The following is a 15,093-nucleotide window of genomic DNA, read 5'->3' as shown; positions in this document are numbered from 1 at the left end:
GCCAACGACGAGAAAGGTCGCCGAACCGCGAGTAATCTCCCGGAGAAGCGGAGTAAGGGGTGCCGTTCCCGTGGCGATGGTCCCCGGAGCACCCGGGAAATCGGTTCGAACCCGTGTCGAGCCGGCCGGTCACCCGGCTCTGGCTTCGCCCGTCGCCTCGCCGCTCGCGGCGACGTTCCGCCGGCCCGTGTAGCCGACGTACGCCAACAGGAGGCCGGTCGACAGCAGGTGCACCCCGGTCAGGAGTCCGACCGCCCACGCGGCCGTGCTCGGGAAGCCGGCCCACAACAGGACGGCCAGCCCCACCGAGACAGTCCCGCTCACGACGTACCAGGGCCAGTTGGGGTCCGAGCGCGTCCCGACGCCCATCGCGACCTCGACGAGGCCTTCCACGGCGAAGTAGACGATGAGCAGGATCGTCACGGTCGTCAGGCCGAGCACCGGGTTCGCCAGCAGCGAGATCCCGGCGACCGCGTAGATGGCCGCGAGCGCGACCTGCCAGACGGTTCCGGCGACCCCGCCCGCCGAGAAGGCGTTGACGGCGTGCCCGAGCGCGCCGACGACCAGCAACGCGCCCAGCAGGACCGAGACCGCGACGCCCGTCACGAACGGCGCGGCGATCGCGATCAGTCCGAGGACCGTGATCAGGACACCGGCACCCAACAGATACCGCCAGCTCCGCTGTGTGTCCGCCGATACGACCGAGGATGTGTCTGTGCTCATTGTCTCTCGATCGGAGCTACGTCGACCCCCGGCATAACCGTATTCGTGATATTGTTTTGATATTGTGGCCAATCCGCACACCGTCGGGAGCGGTTGCGTACGGCTACCGGGGAACGGGGAGCTTACCGGAGCCACGGCGCCCGTCCGGCGGCGGGACGCGACGGCGCCTCGGCGGCTGGCCACAGAGCCGGTTCCAAGTGGAAACAACCGACTTGTCCGCCTCGCCCCTCGCTCCGAGACGAGATGGCACGGGTTTCGTCGCCGCTCGCGAGCCCCGCGGTTGCCCGGCCGTCCGTCGCGGCCGGGATCGAGTCGGCGGTCCACCGGGGGGACGGAGTCGGATGACCGACACGTACTATCTGATCAGTGACCTCCACATCGGCGGCGACGAGCAGTTGCGACACGTCGAATTCCACGAGGAGCTGATCGACTTTCTCCAAGACCTGGAAGACGGCGAGGAGGACGCGGAGCTGTTGATCAACGGCGACGCGTTCGGGCTGTGGGAGTTCACCGAGGTCGAGGGCCCGGCGAAGCTCGACGCGCTGGTCGCCGACTACCCGGAGCTGTTCGCGCAGTTGCGAGCGACCGGCGAGCGAGTCCCGATCACGCTCATCCCGGGCAACCACGACTACGAACTCGCCGCTCACGACGAGTACGTCGACGGGCTCGCCGAGTACAACGTCACGCTCGACCAGTCGGTGTCGCTCACCCGCGAGCTGGGCGACGCGGTCGTCCACGTCGAACACGGGATGCAACAGGACCCGAACAACCGGATCCCCGACTTCGGGAACCCCTACGCGAACCCGCCGGGCTACTTCGTCAACCGCCAGATCACGAGCCGAGCCGGCCGGCTCTCGGGTCGGGGCACGTACAACTGGCTCAGGGACATCCAGGCGGTGACGCCGATGACGCAGATCCCCGACTGGATCGCCTCGAACTACTTCTACCGGGAGATGAGCGCCTGGCTGCGGTTCGCGGTCGTCCCCTTCCTGGCCCTGTTCAACGCGGCGTTGTGGTACGTCGGGGTCGTCGCTCTCGACGCGACCGGGGTCTGGTCGTTCCCGATGGCCCTCGTGCAGGACGCCCTCGCGCTGTTCGGTCCGGTGGGATATCTGGTCGACGTCGTGCTGACGGCGAATCTGGTCCTCATCGGCTTGCTGGCCGTGATCGCGGTCCCGCTGTACGTCTTCTTCAGGGACGTGCGCAAGACGCTCCGGCGGTTCGGGCTCGTCCACGAGGGAAACGACGAGGACCCCGTCGAGAAGTACCTCGACCGGGCGCGGGCGGTCTTTCGGGCCGACCCGGCCGTCGCCGTCTACGTCTACGGTCACACCCACCGTCCGTCGGCGACCGACGTGGGCGACCGGCTCGTGATCAACACCGGGACGTGGCTCAAACGCCTGCATCGCGTCGACCCCCGAATCGGGCTCCTCCCGCCGGTGTACTACGCGTCCTATCGACTCAACTACTTCCGGCTCACCGCGACCGACGACGGCGGCGTTCGCGTCGACTACGAGGTGGTCGACAAGCCGGACCCGGACGACGAGACGCTCCTCCAGCGACTGCTCACCAGGCCGCCGGAGCCGGAGGCGCGGATCCCCGAGACGACCGTCGTCGACGCCCCCGTCTCGTCACTCCCGCCGGAGGAGGAGCCGACCGAACCCCCCGGGAAGTGAGCGACTCGCGGGCACTAGCCGGGCCTCGACGCCGCGACGGTGGGCGAGCGGGTCGACGGTCCGGCGGCGGCCGAGCCGACCGCCGACGGCGCGGACTCGGTGCCGACGGGGGTCGGTGTCGTGGTAGTGCCGGTCGGTGCTCGGTCGACGGCGGTGTCGGTCGCGGTCGGTGCCGGGGTCGTGACGGTGACCGCCTCGGAGCCGGGGACGCAGAACGCGTCGGGCCGGCCGACGGTGACGGTGCCGACTTCGCCGACGGTGAACGTCTCGACTTCTGTAGTGTTGACGATGCCGTCGATGGTGTCGCGCTGGAGCGTCCGGACCTGTCGGACGTGGCGGACGACCCCCCGACGGTCGACCAGCACCGTCGACTCGACGGTCAGCGCCTCGCCCGACCCGACGAGGACCTCGATGTCGCGAGCCTCCTCGAAGACGCGCACCTCGGTGCCGTTCCAGGTGCGCGTGCCGACCTGGGTGTAGTTGTAGTCGCCGATCCGCTCGTCGAGCCAGTTCTCGCCGGTCAGGGCGTCGCGGTACCAGGCCGACTCGGGCGAGTCGGGGTCGTAGGCCTGCTGGGCGACGGCGACGCCGTCCTCGACCTGTCGGAGCCGGTAGATCGTCCCGGCGACGGCGAACACGCGAACCGACCGGAAGCCCAGCGTGACTCCCTCGTAGGTGAACGCGCTGGCGCCCGGCATGGCTCGCACCCGCGTCCCGTCCATCCGGAGGGAGAAACTGAGATCGTCCAGCGCCGCCCCGTGGCCGGCGACGATGTCGCCGCCGGCCACGGCCCCGTCGGTCGTCGCGAGCGGGACCGGCGTGGCCGGCGTCGGCGCGGGCGTCCGGTCGTCGGCCGCGACCCGTGGGGCGAGACACTCCGTCGGCGTCGGCGTCGCCGTCCGCAGCGACTCGGCGGTCGGGACCTCGACGGGGGTCAGCGTCGCCGCCTCGGAACGGTCCGTCCCGCTCGCGCCACCGAAGGCGTTGCAGCCGGCGAGGACGACCAGCAGCGCGACGACGACGGTACGTCGATGCACGCTCCCCACTGAGGAGTCGACCCGCAAAAACCTACGCACGGCTCCTCCCGGGGACCCACGGTTCGACGGCGGGACCGGTGGACGCGCGTCCACGACCCGCCCGGACGGGGCAGGCTTATCGGCGCGCCGCCGCTGGAGTCGGTATGGACGCAGCCGACGACGCCGCCCGCGACGCCGCCGACGCACGCCACGCCACTGCTGCTCGCCTGGGCGTCGACGTGGGCGGCACCTTCACCGACGTGGCGGTGGTGGTCGACGGCGACCTGACGACCGCGAAGGTCCCGACGACCGACGACCAGTCCCGCGGGGTGCTCGACGGGATCGAGGCGGCCTGCGACGCTGCCGGTGTCGACCCGGACGCGGTCGTCGGGTTTCGCCACGCCACGACCGCCGCCGTCAACGCCGTCCTCGAAGGGGACGGCGCCGAGACGGCGCTGGTCGCGACCGAAGGATTTGCCGATACCGTCGCGATCGGTCGTCAGGACCGCCCGGACCTCTACGACCTCTCGGCGCGCAAGCCCGCCCCGCTCGTCCCGGCCGAGCGCCGGTTCGAGGTGACCGAGCGCGCCACTACCGCGGGGATCGAGACACCGGTCGACCCCGAGGAAGTCCGCGAGATCGCCGATTCTCTCGACGGACATTGCGAGAGCGTCGCCGTCTCGTTCCTGCACGCCTACGCCCATCCGGACGACGAGCGGCGGGCGGCCGAGGTTCTCCGGGAGGAACTGTCCGTTCCGGTGTCGACGAGCCACGAGGTGCTCGCCGAGTTCCGCGAGTACGAGCGAACGGCGACGACCGTCGCCGACGCGTACGTGACGCCCGTGGTCGACGACTACCTCGCCCGACTGACCGAGCGGGCGGCGGACCTGGGGATCCCGGCTCCGCGAGTCATGCAGTCCAACGGCGGGATCGCCGACGCCGGGACGGTGCGCGAGCGCGCGGTCACGACGCTGCTGTCGGGGCCGGCGGCGGGCGTCGTCGGCGCCGGGCGGTTCGAACGGGCGGACGATACCGGGCTCGTGACGTTCGACATGGGCGGCACCTCCTCGGACGTGAGCCTCGTTCGCGACGGGAGCGCCGAACGGACGACCGACGCCGAGATCGCGGGTCACCCCGTCGGTGTGCCGATGGTCGACGTCCACACCGTCGGCGCGGGCGGCGGCTCGATCGCCCGCGTCGACGAGGGGGGTGCGCTTCGGGTGGGACCGGAATCCGCGGGCGCCGAGCCCGGCCCGGCCTGCTACGGGACGGGCGGCGACGAACCCACGGTCACCGACGCGGCGGTCGTGCTGGGGTATCTCGGTGCCGACACGACGCTCGGCGAGGGGCTCGAACTCGATGCCGACCGCGCCGAAGCGGTGATGGAGGCCCTCGCGGACGCGGCCGGCCTGGACACGGTCGTCGACGCCGCACAGGGCGTCTACCGGGTGGCCAACGCCACGATGGCGCGGGCGATCCGCGGCGTGACCGTCGAGCGAGGGCACGACCCCCGAGCGTTCGCCCTCGCGGCGTTCGGCGGTGCCGGGCCGATGCACGCCGCGACGCTGGCCGACCGGCTGGGGATCGAGACGGTGCTCGTCCCGCCCGGTAACGGCGTCCTCTCGGCACTGGGGCTGCTGGCCGCCGACGAACGCCACGACGCGACCCGGACCTACCGCACCGGCCTCGCCGAGACCGACGCCGGGGCGGTCGAGTCCGTCTTCGACGAACTGGCCGACGACGCCCTCGCCGAGACGGCCGATCCCGGGGCGGCGACGGTCGAGCGCGAGGCCGAGTGCCGCTACGCGGGCCAGAGTTTCGAACTCGCCGTCGGCGTCCCCGACCCGTTCGATCCCGAGACCGTACGCGAGCGTTTCCACGACACCCACGAGCGCGCCCGGGGCTACCGCATGGACGAACCGGTCGACCTGATCACCTGTCGGGTCACCGCGACGGTCCCCGGCGACCCGCCAGAACTGTCCGCCGACCCCGAGGGCGACCCGCTGGTCGGCAAGCGGGACGTCTTCTTCGAGTCGGGGTTCTACCGCGCACCGGTGTACGACCGCGCTCGCGTCCCGCTCGACGTGACCGTCGACGGCCCGGCCGTCTTCGCCGGGGGTGAGAGCACGGTCGTCCTCCCGCCGCAGTGGACCGCCCGCGCCGACGAGCAGGGCACGCTCGTGCTGGAGGCGGGTGAGGAATGAGTCGCGACGGAGTGACCAGCCGCGTGGCGCGCGCTGGAGCGCGCTCTCGTGCGCGCGACGTAGCCGTGCGAGGGATGAGCATCGCAGACCGCAAGTCGAGAAGCGCAATCGGTTGGGGAGGCGCGTGGCCGTCTGCGGTGCTGTGCGGTCGGTCCGGGCGGACTGAAAGGGGCCGCTCGCTCCGGGAACCCGGACGACGTAAGCACCGCAGGGAGCGAGCGAAGCGAGCGACCGAGGCGCGCAGCGAGTCCCGGGACCGGAGCGAGCGGGGGCTTTCGACACTCGTTCCCGTCGGCCCGCTCGCAGCCGCCCACGACACCAACCGACGCAACGCCGACGGAGGTGACGACCGATGGTAGCCCTCGACCCGGTCGAACTCGAAATACTCAGAAATCAACTCGAAAGCGTCGCCGAGGAGATGGGCCAGGTGCTGATCCGCGGCGCCTACTCGCCGAACATCACCGAGCGGCGGGACTGCTCGACGGCGATCTTCGACGCCGAGGGGCGGCTGGTCGCCCAGGCCGAACACATACCGGTCCACCTGGGTGCGATGCCAGAAGCGGTCGACGCGGTGCTCGACTGCGACCCCGAACCGGGCGACGTGTTCGCGCTGAACGACCCCTTCGAAGGCGGGACCCACCTCCCGGACGTGACGCTGGTCTCGCCGATCGCGCCCGAGACGGACGCGCTCGTCGACGAACGAGACGACGATATCCTCGGCTACGCGGTCTCGCGGGCGCACCACGCCGACGTGGGCGGGATGGCGCCGGGGAGCATGCCAGCCGGCGCTCGGGACATCCACCAGGAGGGGCTGCGAATCCCGCCGGTCCGGCTGGTCGCGGACGGGGAGGTCGACGACGAGATCGAGTCGCTCGTCCTCGCGAACGTCCGCGACCCCGCCGAACGCCGGGCGGACCTGCGGGCGCAGATCGCCGCCAACGACCGCGCCGACGAGCGGATCGGCGACCTGCTCGCCGCCCACGGCGACCGCCTGCTCGCGGCGTTCGACGCCGTGATCGACTACTCCCGCGAACGCGTCGAAGCCGAACTCCGCGAGCTACCCGACGGGACCTACCGCGCGACGGACGCCCTCGAGGGAGACGGCGTCACCGACGAAGACGTTCCGATCGAGGTCGCGGTCACCCTCGACGGCGCGACCGTCGACGTGGACTTCGCCGGCACCGCGGACCAGGCCGACGGCAACGTCAACGCCCCGCTGACCGTCGCCAAGAGTGCTGTATACTTCGTGATCAGGTGTATTACTGACCCCGAGATACCGCCGAACCAGGGGTGTTACGACCCGGTCACGGTCGGCGCGCCGATGGGATCGCTGTTGAACCCCGAGCCGCCGGCGGCGGTCGTCGGCGGGAACGTGGAGACGAGCCAGCGGGTGACCGACGTCGTCTTCGCGGCGCTGGCCGAGGCGGCGCCCGGTCGAGTCCCTGCGGGGGGACAGGGGACGATGAACAACCTCGTCGTCGGCGACGCCGAGTTCGCCTACTACGAGACCGTCGGCGGCGGCGCCGGTGCGAATCCGGACAGCGACGGGCTCTCGGGGGTGCAGGTCGGGATGACGAACACGCTGAACACGCCGGTCGAGGCGCTCGAAGCGGCGTATCCGCTGCGGGTCGAGCGCTACGCGCTCCGCGAGGGCAGCGGCGGTGACGGTCGATACCGCGGCGGCGACGGTCTCGTCCGAGAGGTGCGGGTCGAGACCGACGCGACCGTCTCGCTGTTGACCGAACGGCGTCGACGCGCCCCGCGGGGGACCGCTGGTGGCGCGGACGGTCGGCCGGGAATCAACCGGATCGACGGCGAGCGCGTCCCGGCGAAGGTCACCCGGGAGGTGGCGGCCGGGACGACCGTCACGGTCGAGACGCCCGGCGGCGGCGGTCACGGGGAGCCGGCGATCCCGGCGGACGACGACTCGGCGGATACCGACTCGACGGACGACAGCTCCGCGGACGACGGCTCCGCAGACCGGGCGTGACCGACGGTAACCGAACCGAAGTGACCGACCGTTGTCGGTCGATCGACGTGACGGGAGCCTTAAGTTCCTCCTGACTGTTTGGTCAGGTCATGGCAGACCGAGCGGCCGCCGCCGTGGTGGTGGTGTTGTGTGTCGTCGCACTGGCGCTGACGGCGTCGACGCTCTCGGCCACGTCGAGCAACCAGCGGGGCTCGGGCGAGGGCGAATCGGTCGGGGTCGACGACGAACCGCTGGGTCAGTCGACGCCGACCAACCAGAGCGCGCCCGACGCGCCGGGACTCCCCGGCGACTGGGTGGCGCTCCTCGTCGCGGCGGCGGTCGCGCTGGCGATCCCGTCGGCGCTGTTGATGGGCTACGACCGGGCGCTGGGCATCGCCGTCGCTCTCGTAGTGTTCGTCGGGTTGTTCGGACTGCTGTTGCTGCTTTCCGGCACGCTCGACGGGACCGCGGTCGACCAGGCGCTGCCGAACGCGACCGGGGACCCGCTCGGCGGTGGCGGTGACAGGGGAAGCGTCGACGAGAGCGCGGCGGACAACGAGCGCGACCTGCCCTCGCTGGTGACGTTCGGTGTCGTCGGGTTCGCGCTGGTCGCCGCGCTGGGGCTGATCTACTACGCCAGCGCCAGCGTCGACGCGTCGGTCGACCCGTCGCCGCCGCCCGAGCCCGACGCGCCCGACCGCGAGGCGGTGGGTGCCGCGGCGGCCCGCGCGGCCGAGCGCATCGACGACCACGAGGGCGACGCCGAGAACGCCGTCTACGAGGCCTGGGTCGAGATGACGACGGCGCTGGACGTGCCCGACCCCGCGACGAGCACGCCCGGCGAGTTCGCCGACGCCGCGACCGCCGCCGGGATGGACGAGGCCCGCGTCGCCGAGCTGACCGACCTCTTCGAGCGGGCCCGCTACGGCTCGGAGCCGGTCACCGCCGACCACGAACGGCACGCGGTCGAGACGCTGCGGGCGATCCAGGCGGCGCACGAGGGCGTCGACGCCGATTCGGTCGCGGCGGCGGCCGCCGAGTCCGACGGCGGGTCACCGGTGGCCGACGGCACGGGCAGCGAGGTCGACGCGCCCGCCGAGTCGGGTGATCGGACGTGAGTCCCGACGACGTGGACCGGGACCCCGGGACCGTCACCGACCAGCGGCTCCAGCAGGGCCAGGCCATGGGGCGGACCATGGAGACCGTCGACACGGGGGTGACGGGCGATATCGACTTCCAGGCGCCGTCGGTGCGCGACAACCCGGCCAGGACGGCCCTCGGTTTGGTCGTCGTCGTGGCGGGGCTGGCGGCGGTCGTCGGCTTCGACGTGGTGCCCGCGCTCCCGTTCGGGAACGGCGTGGTCGCCGGGCTCTCCGTCTCGGCGATACTGACGGGGCTGATCGCGCTCGTCCGGCGGCTGTTCACCGACTACGAGACGGCCGAGACGGCCGACGTGGAGTACCGCGAGTCCGTCACCGTCCCCGGGTCGGCGTTCGACGACACGCTCGCCGGCGCGATCCACGGGCTGAGCCGGACGCGGATCGACGCCCGCCGCGACGCGACCGAGCGCCTCCGGCGCGCGGCGACCTCGATCTACGCCCAGGCCGAACGGATCTCCGAGGCCGACGCCCGCGAGGCCGTCACCGCGGGGACGTGGACCGACGACCCCGTCGCCGCACGATTCCTCTCGGCGGAGTCGGCGGTCTCCGCGACGGGCGACCAGGTCCGGTCGCTCGTCGGCCGCCGGACGAAGCTCTCGACCGATACCGACCGCGTGCTGGCCGAGCTGGCCGCCCTCGCGCCCGGCCTCGACGCCGCCGACTGGGAAGCGGCGACGACCGACGAGTCCCGTCCCGCGACGGTCCGGACGACCGACCGACGGCGTCGCCAGGTCGACCGACGGACGAACCGCTGGACGGGGCTGACCGGGCTGGGACTGCTCGCCGTCGGCGTCGGTATCTGGGCGGGCCACTCGGCGGTTCCGCCGTCGCTGATGGTCGCCGCCGCGACCGTCGTCGGCGCCGCCGGCTACGTCTACCTCTCCTCGCCCCCGCCCGTCGCGCTGGCCGTCGAGCGCGACCTCTCCGCGACCGACCCCGAACCCGGCGAGTCCGTCACCGTGACCGTCCGCGTCACCAACGAGAGCGACGACCTCCTGCCGGACCTGCGCCTCGTCGACGGCGTCCCGCCCGCCGTCCGCGTCGTCGACGGCTCGCCCCGGTTCGCGACCGCGCTCCGGGCCGGCGAGACCGTGCGCTTCTCCTACACCGTCGAGGCGGTGCGAGGTGACCACCCCTTCGACTCGGTCCACGTCGTCGCCCGCGACTTCAGCGGCGCGCTGGAACGCGAACGGCACGTCCGGGGAGAGGGCGAAACCGTGCTGTCCTGCGCGCTCGACCTGAGCGCCGACGAGGAGATCCCGGTCCACCCCCAGACCGCTCGCCGGGTGGGCCGCGTCGTCACCGACACCGGCGGCAGCGGCGTCGAACTCCACTCGGTACGGGAGTACCAGCGCGGGGACCCCCTCTCGCGGATCGACTGGAACCGAGTCGCCCGCTCGGGGGAGTTCGCGACCCTCCTCTTCCGCGAGGAACACGCCGCGACGGTGGTCGTCCTCGTCGACGCCCGTGCGGAGGCGTACGTCGCCCCACGCGTCGACGCCCCCTCGGCGGTCGACCACGGGATCGCCGCTGCGGACGTGGTCGTCGCCTCGCTCGTCGGCGCCGGCGATTCGGTGGGACTGGCCGCCCTCTCGCCCGAGCGCTGCTGGCTCGAACCCCGCGGCGGCGCCACCCAGGCCGCCCGCGCCCGCAGCCTGCTCGAACGCCACCCCGCCTTCGACGGGAACCGACCCGAGGGCACGTTCTACGGCGAGTTCGCCGAGCGTCGGCTCCGCCGAGAGCTCCCCAGCGACGCCCAGCTCGTCCTCTGTTCGCCGCTGGCCGACGACGACGCCGTCGACATCGTCCGCCAGCTACACGCCCGCGGGTTCCCGGTCACGGTCCTCAGCCCCGACGTGACCGCGAGCGCCTCGACCGGCCAGCGGCTGGCGGCCATCGAGCGGGCGATGCGGATCTCCCGGCTGCGCCGCGCAGGCGTCCGCGTCGTCGACTGGGACACCACGAACCCGCTGGAGACGGCCATCGACGCCGCTCAACGGCGGTGGTCGGCGTGAGCGTCGTCCGTCGCCCCGCCCGCGAGTCGGTGTTGATCGCGCTCGCGCCGGGCGTCGTCGCCGTCCTCGGACTCGCGGTCAACCTCGTCTCGTTCGCCGTCGCCGCGGCCGGACTCGCCGTCGTCGGCTTCGGGACCGACCGGGCCTCCCGCTCGCTCGTGACCGCCGGCAGCGGCCTGATCTTCGCCGGCGTCCTCAACGCCGGGGCCCGCGGCGCCCCGCCGGCCGTCCTGTTGCTCGTGACCGCCGCCACGGTCGTCACCTGGACGACCGCCGAGCAGGTCGTCGGCCTCGCCGACCACCTGGGTCGCGACGCGCCCGTCCAGCGGGCGATCCTCGTCCACCTCGGCGGCGCCACGCTCACGACGCTGGTCGCCGGCGGTATCGCGCTGGGCGTCTTCCTGTTCTCGACCGCCACGCTCACGCCCGGCGTCCTCGTCTTCCTGCTGGTCGGCAGCGCGCTGTTGCTGTACGCGCTGGAACCCTGAGCCGGGCACACCCGCGCTCCCGACTCGCCGCACCACAAGAGTTTCCAGCCCTCCAGTCGAACCAGTTGGGTGACACCATGGTACCCGCTACTCGCCCGGCAGTCGTCGCGACGCTCGCGGGGATCGGTCTCCTGGCGGCCCTCGGCGGGCTGGTCCACTGGTACAGTCCGCTGTGGGCAGGCGTCTTGGTCGTCGCCGCCGTGGCGTACGTCGCCGTCGAGACCGTCTTCGCCGAGGCATCGTTCTGACGGCGACCGGTCCGGAGCGCTCGGCACGACGGCTCGCACCCGTTCGTGTGCAAGGTCAAGGCAGTTGCGCGGGCCGATCGGAACACGGGTATGTCCGAGAGCGACGAGGATCACGACCAGGGCGTCGAGTTCGGGTCGATCGAGTCGGTCTTCGAGGCGGTGTCCTACCCGGTGACTGCGGGGGAACTCGTCTCCGAGTACGGCGACCGGGAGATCGGTCGCACCAGCGCCGACCCGATCGCCATCCGGAACCTGTTCGCCGGCGCGGGCGACCAGTCGTTCGAGTCCGACGAGGAGCTACGCCAGGGGATGCTCAACATGATGCCCGCCGAGTCGGTCGGTCGCCAGCGCTACTCCGACCGCGGCGGCTCCGAAGGGAACGAGGTGACCGACGAAGGGACGGAGGAGTGATCACTCGGGGGTCGCCGTTCGCTCCGATCCGTGGGCGGGGAGCGTGCTGGTGAAGCCGGTGAACGACTCGGTCGGCACGAGCGCGCGAGCGACGACCGTGCGGCCGTCGACCGCCGTCGTCGGCTCGGCGTCGTCGAACAGTCCGGCGTTCGCGGCCCACTCGCCGACGGCCTCCCGGTCGACGGCGCCCTCGGCGAACACGACCGGCGCGCGAAGCAGCGTCCGCTCGGGACCGAGCCGGGCGGACTTCCCGACGGCGACGGCGCCCTCGAAGCTCGCGCCGCGCCGGTGAGGGGCGCCCGTCGCGAGGTGGGCGGGCCCGAGCGCGTCGAGCAGGCGTCCACAGCCGTCGACGTCCTCCCCGTACCGGGGTGCGTTGCCGGTTCCAGCGTCGATCACCGCCTCGATCCGCGGTCGCTTCTCGCCCTCGTAGGCCGTCCCGGAGACGCCCGAGACGACGATGACACCGTCTCCGAACGCCAGCGTCGCACCGCTGTCGTTCGAGCGAATCGCGAACCCGCGGTGGGGCTCGTCCCGCGTGTACCCGCGTTCCTCGGCAGTCGCGACGGCCCCGTCGCGGTCGTAGGTCGTCTCGACGACGGTCCAGCCCTTGAGAACGCGCGTTCCGGCGGTGATGTCCTCGCTCGAATCGACGCCCGGGACGAACGAGTCGAACTCGGCACGCGAGACGAGCGATTCGCTGACGCGGTCTCGGTTGGCCAGCAGCGGCCCCGGTGCGACCGACGTGAAGATGTAGTCCTCCCGTCTGAATATCCCCGCGGCCGCGGGGGTCGGTAACCACTTCCCGTAGCTCTCGTTCGTCGTCTCGAACGACGACGCCGTCGGCGTCGTCGCGGTCTCGGCTCCCACCGAACCGGCCGTCGGCGTCGACGTCAGTTCTCCCGGCGCGGACGTGGCCGTCGGCGTGGGGCTGGTGGCGTCGTCGGGCTCGCCGGCCGACGGGTCGCTCGCGGTCGGATCGCTACCACTGTCCAGGCACCCACTCGCCGACGCGGCCAGGAGCGCCGCCCCGGCGCGTCGCAGCAGTCGTCGTCGCGATGGTGGCATCATCTAAGCCGATAAGGCAATCTCGAAAATACGTTACGAAATAGACAGACCGATTAGACAGTCGGGACGGGCACCTCGTCGAGCACGGCGTCGACGACGGTCGACTTCCGCACCTCGTCGACGCGGGCGTCGGGTGTGAGGACGACCCGGTGGGCCATCACGGGCTGGGCGACGCGTTTCACGTCGTCGGGCGTGACGTACTCGCGGCCGACCATGGCGGCGCGGGCGCGGGTCGCCTCCAGCAGGCGCTGGGTCCCACGGGGAGAGACGCCGACCTCGACGCGCCGATCCTGACGGGTCGCGCGGGCGATAGCCGAGACGTAGGTCACCAGGTCGTCGTCGACGCGGACGGACTCGGGCGCGTCGCGCAGGTCGGTCACCAGGTCCTGGTCCAGCACGGGCGAGACCGAGGGACTCTGCTCGCTGCGGCCCAGCCGGCGGTGCAGTAGTTCCTCCTCGCCGGCCTCGTCGGGGTAGCCGATCGAGGACTTGACGAGGAAGCGGTCGACCTGCGCCTCGGGGAGTTCGAAGGTGCCCTCCATCTCGACGGGGTTCTGCGTCGCGAGGACGAAGAAGGGCGACGGGAGTTCGTAGGTGTCGCCGTCGACGGTGACCTGTTCCTCCTCCATCGCTTCGAGGAGGGCGGACTGGGTCTTGGGCGGCGCGCGGTTGATCTCGTCGGCCAGCACGACGTTGGCAAAGAGGGGGCCCTCGTTGAACTCGAACTCGCGTTCGCGCTCGTTGAACACGTGGGTGCCGGTGATGTCGGCGGGGAGCAGATCGGGGGTGAACTGCACGCGGGAAAAGTCGAGGCCGAGCGCGGTGGCCATGCTGCGGGCGGTGAGCGTCTTCCCGGTCCCCGGCACGTCCTCCATGAGGACGTGGCCGCGGCCGACGAATCCCAGGAGCACCGTCTCGAGGAACTCCCGGTCGGCGATGACGGCCGAACCGATCTCGTCGAGGACCCGGTCGCACTCCGCGTTCGCTTCGCTTACGTCCATGGACTCCCGTGAGTTCGCCGACAAGTTAGGCGTTGGGTCTGACGCCGCGGCCGTGTCAGGTTCCGCACGGAGGGCGAGACGCGTGGTCTCTCCACCGTCTCCGGCGGGAACCGCCGCTCTCGACGACCGCTGGTGCCGGCCCGGATTCGAATCGCGCGAGCGCGCCCGAGTCGGTGACGCCGCGGCTATCCCGTCGTTTTTTCAACCCGTCCGAAGTATCCCGTCGCACGAGTGATGGGCGAGGAACGCGGGAAACGTGAGCGCCCGTCGCGCGAACGGCGGCGACAGGTCGACGCGCCGTTGTCGTCGACAGCGTCGCATCGGTCGTCCGGCCGTGACCGAGATCGGCGACCGTACGCGTCCGAGCTGCTGGCCGGACTCGTAGCAGTCGGGGCGTTCGCCGGTATCAGCGTCGTAATCGGCTTCTACGGCGCGCTCGGCCTGTTCTTTCTGTGCACGAGCGCGGTCCTCGGGTACGCGAACCGGGCGGCGTCGACCAGTAGGGAACGGCGCGGCGTCGCGTACGCGTTCCTGTTTCTGGTCGTCGGCCTCGATCACCTGGGTGCAATCACGGTGCTATGAGCGGGCGCGACGAGGGCGAGAGCGGTCTCGACCGCGACGAAGCCTGGGAGATCGGCGTCCAGCCGACGGGGTTCGGAATCTCCGCCGCGCCGGAGCACTCCGCCGGTCGTCCCCCTTCGCCCGACGACCGCTCGGGACGGTCCGGCGCCACCGATCCAAGTGACGGGCGGCTGATCGTCACGCTACTGGCCGCGCTCGCAGTGACAGGGCTGGGTGCCCTCGGGACGCTTCTGCTCGCGACGAACAACGGCTCCGCTCGACTCTTCCTCGTCGCGGTCGGGTTGGGAGTCGGATACGTCGGTTGCCGGCTGACCCTGCCAGTCCTCCTCTATCGGGACGGGAGTACGGTGTGGTCGGGCGACAGCGACCGGGCACAGTTGGTCTGGATCTACGTCGTCGCTTCGGCGGTGACCCCACCCGGTTTGGCCGAGGTCACAGGTGTGGCGTATCTCGTTCACAGGCGGTTCCGCGTCGAGTCCGGTTCCGTCCGCTGACGGGGAACGACCGGGTGGTTCGAGCGACCAGCTGCGAC

14 protein-coding genes are annotated in these 15,093 nt (G+C 71.7%); 10 read left to right on the top strand and 4 right to left on the bottom strand.

Annotation, left to right across the window (positions count from 1 at the left end):
* Positions 1-129: 129 nt before the first annotated feature.
* The gene (locus tag I7X12_RS05770; RefSeq protein ID WP_198062906.1) at positions 130-723 is read right to left on the bottom strand and encodes an HdeD family acid-resistance protein; all 594 of its coding nucleotides are present in this window, start codon (positions 721-723) and stop codon (positions 130-132) included.
* Between the two features lie 341 nt (positions 724-1,064).
* Here I7X12_RS05770 and I7X12_RS05765 point away from each other — a divergent pair, with 341 nt between their 5' ends.
* Positions 1,065-2,399: a metallophosphoesterase gene (locus tag I7X12_RS05765; protein ID WP_198062905.1), complete on the top strand. Its 1,335-nt coding sequence runs from the start codon at positions 1,065-1,067 to the stop codon at positions 2,397-2,399.
* A 14-nt stretch (positions 2,400-2,413) separates the two neighbouring features.
* Here I7X12_RS05765 and I7X12_RS05760 read toward each other — a convergent pair whose 3' ends face one another.
* Positions 2,414-3,436, bottom strand: coding sequence for a hypothetical protein (locus tag I7X12_RS05760; RefSeq protein WP_198062904.1), 1,023 nt, complete (start codon positions 3,434-3,436; stop codon positions 2,414-2,416).
* A 143-nt stretch (positions 3,437-3,579) separates the two neighbouring features.
* Here I7X12_RS05760 and I7X12_RS05755 point away from each other — a divergent pair, with 143 nt between their 5' ends.
* From I7X12_RS05755 to I7X12_RS05725, 7 genes are all read left to right on the top strand, one after another.
* Entirely contained in the window at positions 3,580-5,619 is a 2,040-nt protein-coding gene (locus I7X12_RS05755) for a hydantoinase/oxoprolinase family protein (protein WP_198062903.1), read from the top strand.
* Between the two features lie 352 nt (positions 5,620-5,971).
* Positions 5,972-7,609, top strand: a complete 1,638-nt coding sequence (locus I7X12_RS05750; protein WP_198062902.1) for a hydantoinase B/oxoprolinase family protein — start codon at positions 5,972-5,974, stop codon at positions 7,607-7,609.
* Between the two features lie 89 nt (positions 7,610-7,698).
* Positions 7,699-8,706, top strand: a complete 1,008-nt coding sequence (locus tag I7X12_RS05745; protein ID WP_198062901.1) for a DUF4129 domain-containing protein — start codon at positions 7,699-7,701, stop codon at positions 8,704-8,706.
* On the top strand, positions 8,703-10,763 hold the full coding sequence (locus I7X12_RS05740; protein WP_198062900.1) for a DUF58 domain-containing protein: 2,061 nt from the start codon (positions 8,703-8,705) through the stop codon (positions 10,761-10,763). The genes I7X12_RS05745 and I7X12_RS05740 overlap by 4 nt, the downstream gene beginning before the upstream one ends.
* A complete protein-coding gene (locus I7X12_RS05735; RefSeq protein WP_198062899.1) occupies positions 10,760-11,251 on the top strand; it encodes a DUF7519 family protein in 492 nt (163 codons plus the stop codon). Before I7X12_RS05740 ends, I7X12_RS05735 begins: the two co-directional genes overlap by 4 nt.
* 77 nt (positions 11,252-11,328) lie before the next feature.
* Positions 11,329-11,499: a hypothetical protein gene (locus tag I7X12_RS05730; RefSeq protein ID WP_198062898.1), complete on the top strand. Its 171-nt coding sequence runs from the start codon at positions 11,329-11,331 to the stop codon at positions 11,497-11,499.
* Between the two features lie 90 nt (positions 11,500-11,589).
* Positions 11,590-11,910: a DUF5789 family protein gene (locus I7X12_RS05725; protein ID WP_198062897.1), complete on the top strand. Its 321-nt coding sequence runs from the start codon at positions 11,590-11,592 to the stop codon at positions 11,908-11,910.
* Here the strand turns inward: I7X12_RS05725 and I7X12_RS05720 are convergent, their stop codons facing one another.
* Positions 11,911-12,978, bottom strand: coding sequence for a hypothetical protein (locus I7X12_RS05720; RefSeq protein WP_198062896.1), 1,068 nt, complete (start codon positions 12,976-12,978; stop codon positions 11,911-11,913).
* Positions 12,979-13,031: 53 nt separating this feature from the next.
* Positions 13,032-13,979, bottom strand: coding sequence for an AAA family ATPase (locus tag I7X12_RS05715; RefSeq protein ID WP_198062895.1), 948 nt, complete (start codon positions 13,977-13,979; stop codon positions 13,032-13,034).
* A 234-nt stretch (positions 13,980-14,213) separates the two neighbouring features.
* On the opposite strand from I7X12_RS05715, the gene I7X12_RS05710 reads away from it, so the two are divergent.
* Positions 14,214-14,561 (top strand): hypothetical protein, encoded by a 348-nt coding sequence (locus I7X12_RS05710; RefSeq protein ID WP_198062894.1) that lies wholly within the window; start codon positions 14,214-14,216, stop codon positions 14,559-14,561.
* Positions 14,558-15,055, top strand: coding sequence for a hypothetical protein (locus tag I7X12_RS05705; RefSeq protein ID WP_198062893.1), 498 nt, complete (start codon positions 14,558-14,560; stop codon positions 15,053-15,055). The genes I7X12_RS05710 and I7X12_RS05705 overlap by 4 nt, the downstream gene beginning before the upstream one ends.
* Positions 15,056-15,093: the final 38 nt, after the last annotated feature.

This window comes from Halosimplex litoreum (assembly GCF_016065055.1).
Taxonomy (GTDB): Archaea; Halobacteriota; Halobacteria; order Halobacteriales; family Haloarculaceae; genus Halosimplex; species Halosimplex litoreum.
The sequence above is the reverse complement of the archived record's forward strand: the minus strand, read 5'-3'. Positions and strand labels throughout refer to the sequence as shown.

Coding starts and splice junctions, on each gene's coding strand:
- I7X12_RS05770 (WP_198062906.1), bottom strand. CDS start 723: ATGAGCACAGACACATCCTCGGTCGTATCGGCGGACACACAGCGGAGC.
- I7X12_RS05765 (WP_198062905.1), top strand. CDS start 1,065: ATGACCGACACGTACTATCTGATCAGTGACCTCCACATCGGCGGCGAC.
- I7X12_RS05755 (WP_198062903.1), top strand. CDS start 3,580: ATGGACGCAGCCGACGACGCCGCCCGCGACGCCGCCGACGCACGCCAC.
- I7X12_RS05750 (WP_198062902.1), top strand. CDS start 5,972: ATGGTAGCCCTCGACCCGGTCGAACTCGAAATACTCAGAAATCAACTC.
- I7X12_RS05745 (WP_198062901.1), top strand. CDS start 7,699: ATGGCAGACCGAGCGGCCGCCGCCGTGGTGGTGGTGTTGTGTGTCGTC.
- I7X12_RS05730 (WP_198062898.1), top strand. CDS start 11,329: ATGGTACCCGCTACTCGCCCGGCAGTCGTCGCGACGCTCGCGGGGATC.
- I7X12_RS05725 (WP_198062897.1), top strand. CDS start 11,590: ATGTCCGAGAGCGACGAGGATCACGACCAGGGCGTCGAGTTCGGGTCG.
- I7X12_RS05720 (WP_198062896.1), bottom strand. CDS start 12,978: ATGCCACCATCGCGACGACGACTGCTGCGACGCGCCGGGGCGGCGCTC.
- I7X12_RS05715 (WP_198062895.1), bottom strand. CDS start 13,979: ATGGACGTAAGCGAAGCGAACGCGGAGTGCGACCGGGTCCTCGACGAG.
- I7X12_RS05710 (WP_198062894.1), top strand. CDS start 14,214: ATGGGCGAGGAACGCGGGAAACGTGAGCGCCCGTCGCGCGAACGGCGG.
- I7X12_RS05705 (WP_198062893.1), top strand. CDS start 14,558: ATGAGCGGGCGCGACGAGGGCGAGAGCGGTCTCGACCGCGACGAAGCC.